The organism is Candidatus Dependentiae bacterium, assembly GCA_016871815.1.
In the GTDB taxonomy this organism is placed as follows: Bacteria; Babelota; Babeliae; order Babelales.
Genome location: VHBT01000039.1, coordinates 1 through 3186 on the forward strand (window position 1 = coordinate 1; position 3186 = coordinate 3186).

Sequence of the window (3186 nt, forward strand, 5' to 3'; positions counted from 1 at the left end):
ATTAATTTTATTATGGACAGGTGGCCGAGCGGTTTAAGGCAGCAGTCTTGAAAACTGCCGTGCGTTCATGCGTACCGTGAGTTCGAATCTCACCCTGTCCGCCAAATTAAAAAAGCCAGCCAAAAGCTGGCTTTTTTTGTTTGGCGAGTGAGATGAGTTACTCACGGTTCGTGAGTTCGACAAAAAGCGTAGCTTTTTCTTAACGAGCAATGCGAGTTTAGAAAAACAAGCGTTTGCAAGCGCCAAGCATTTATAATGCTGGCGCGCCATCTCACCTAAGTCCGCCATTCGCTTACGCTTCGCTACAGCGCAACTTTAGCGAAGCACAATTGAGTTGAAGCGATTAGCGAAAGCGACCGCGCTGTAGCACAAAGTGCGTAAAAGGGTTAGTCCAACAAACTCATTAGTGATTCTGATTCACCTCTCAGAAAATGTATTACACCTACATCCTAAATTCCCTATCAGACCCAAACCGCTTCTACATAGGCTACACTTCAGATCTAAAACGCAGATTATCCGAACACAATTCCGGTAAATCAATCCACACCAATAAATTTCTTCCTTGGAAAATCAAAAACTACATCGCATTTGAGCAGCAAGAAAAAGCCAAGAATTTTGAGAAATTTTTAAAATCAGGAAATGGCAGAATTTTTGCTAAGAAACAAGGTCGCATTCACTCAAAAAAGCTCGAAAACATACCTGCATAGCGGGTGAACCTTTTTGCAAACTCGTGGAGAATTTCTTATTGTTGAGAAAAATGGAGAAATTTGGAGATTTTTTTCTAACGGACTTTTGTAAAGCCTTGATATTGCTGATCAAAACTCGGTGTACATGAAATGGAGATTTGGAGAATTTAAAATTTTATTCACACAAACTGGTTTCTATAAAAATGATTTTCGAACTTTTTTAGATTAGAAAAATTAATTTTAGTGGGTAGAATGGGGCTGCTCGAGATTTTTTTTACTAAAAAATTATTATAAAAGTTATGCCTTATACTCTAAAAAGTTTTGCACCTCTTTCTACAGAGCGAATTGTTGAAATAGTTGATAATACAAGACCAGAATTGGTTTCTGCGGTAGCATTTATGGCTAATCAGGCAAAATCCAACCCTGAATATGTTGCATTAATTACTGGTTATCAGTCATCCGCTGACAAAAAATCTTACATAGAAACTCATCAACAAAAAATGGCTGAATTTTTGAATGATTGCGGTCTTATGGGTTACGGTCATGAAAGAGGTGAGTTAAGACATGACAATTATGTTATTGGTTCTGAAGGCATGGAACTAATTTTAGCTTATTTGAAAGACAAGAAAAGCCCTAATCAGCGTCTTCATGAAATTGTTTCGGTAAAAAATGAAGATTTAGTAGCACCAGATGGTTCAATGAAACACTCAAATATTTTTCTACAGAATAATCAGATTCACAGCTCTTTAAAACGACATATAATTGAAGATATTGATAAAGCTAAACAGCAAGGTGTTGATCTAGAAAAAACTTATCAGATTGAAGCCTTTGGAACTACTGGTGGTAATCACGGTATGTGTCTGACTATAAGAAAAAAAGTTGATGAAGAAGCGCCTTTAGTGCATTTCTTTGATCCATCTTCGGCCTTGATTCGTAATGGTTTAGAAGCGACGCAAAATTCAATTGCCTGTGGTTGGAATTCACAAATAATTGTTGCTGCTACAGTTAAAAAAGCTTTTGAAGAAAGAGGTTTGAAATTTGTTAGTGACAAATATTTCAACAGTTCTGAGCCACAACAACATCGTGGTTATGTATATTGCGGAACTATTGGTTATGAAGCGGCAAATCGTCTTGCATCAATGACCAGAGAACAACATGAAGAATTGTTACAATCATATGTTTATCAAAGCCCTTTTGGTGGAAGAACCGAAGTTGGTTCAAGAAAGGCTGAAGGTGAAATTGAATCGATCAATATTGATCGTGTTCGTGCAGAAGGTGGTTATGTAAAAAATCCAGTTTTCGGTCTGCGCTCTGATGAGGTGTTATTATCACAATTTGTTGAACCAGCATTATCAAGCCGTGTTGAGGAATTGAACACTATTCCTCATCAAAGAAAAGAAGGACGACCAGTAGAGAGTGAGGCTGATCACATCAGAAGATATCAACCGCAAGAAGGTGAACGCTTAGGCTATAACACCATGCTTGAGGAGAAAGCTTTGCGTCAAAAAATTGGACATTTGTTTGAAATTGTTAGTAGTGATTATTTTTTGAGTAAAGCTGGGGAAGTTGGGTTGGTGCCAAATCCATTCTTTGAAGCAACTCCTTATTTTCCCAAGGGAAATTCTCATGAAGTGCCACAAGTTTCAGGAGCTGAAGGTGTTATCGGTGCAATCAATTCTTCACTACCCAATACTAACAAAATCAATCGAGCTTCTTTTGATGGAAATAATTGCCGAATTTCAATTTATCTTGGTGATGTTACCGGTGAAAAAGTAGTAGATTTTTTTGCTCAAAATGGAGTTGAAGCTGCAATAAGCCGAAATGATTTTAGTCATAATCTTCCAGCAGATGTTGATCATTCTTTTACTCATGTGAATGAATATACCTTTCAAATTCCACGTCAAAGATTTGACAAAATTATAACTACTATTCAGGGAAAACAATTCTGCAAACCAGATAAAGATGATTTATTTTATCCAAAACCAAATGCAAAAATTTTGGGAACAGAAGTTGCTCAACTAAGCCAAGAACAACTAAAAAGATTTTAGTTCGTAAAAGGTATCACCCACATCTTCGCTTGAATCGGTTTCGAACTTTTCGGTTGATATGAAAAGTGCCTTTGGAGCCATATAAATCAAGGTCTCAAAAATTGCGAGAGTGGTTCGCAAATGGGGTCATTTGCTCCGCCAGTAGCCTCATTGCAAACCAAGTCTCCCGTAGGTTTTTGCAATTTTTCTTATCCCCTTACCAGCTTAAGTGTGGCGGCTTCTTGTAGCTTTCTGCTTTTCATTTTCATCTGCACTTTTTCTTCTCTGTAGTCAGCTAATTTTGCATCATTTTTGGCAAATTTTTCTCCGTTTCTCCGTTTCAACTGCACTTTTGCGAAAAAGATGCAGTTGGATAAATACTGGCTTCGCAGGATTTTCCTCTAACTTGGTTAAGTGGTTGTGCGAGCGTCTTTTTTGATTATTTTGCAAACCAAGTCGAAAAACAGTTCACT

The 3186-nt window shown here is 37.4% G+C and carries 2 protein-coding genes and 1 tRNA gene; all 3 read left to right on the forward strand.

The genetic code is table 11. The features are described 5' to 3' along the window. Nucleotides 1-14: 14 nt before the first annotated feature. Nucleotides 15-104, forward strand: a tRNA-Ser gene (locus FJ366_04230). A gap of 327 nt (nt 105-431) precedes the next feature. Then, entirely contained in the window at nt 432-707 is a 276-nt protein-coding gene (locus FJ366_04235) for a GIY-YIG nuclease family protein (protein MBM3894774.1), read from the forward strand. 278 nt (nt 708-985) lie between these two features. Further along, on the forward strand, nt 986-2734 hold the full coding sequence (locus tag FJ366_04240) for a hypothetical protein (protein MBM3894775.1): 1749 nt from the start codon (nt 986-988) through the stop codon (nt 2732-2734). Nucleotides 2735-3186 lie beyond the last annotated feature (452 nt).

Bases quoted from the DNA above. Each gene is read 5' to 3' on its own strand.
- FJ366_04235 (MBM3894774.1), top strand. From the start codon at position 432: ATGTATTACACCTACATCCTAAATTCCCTATCAGACCCAAACCGCTTC.
- FJ366_04240 (MBM3894775.1), top strand. From the start codon at position 986: ATGCCTTATACTCTAAAAAGTTTTGCACCTCTTTCTACAGAGCGAATT.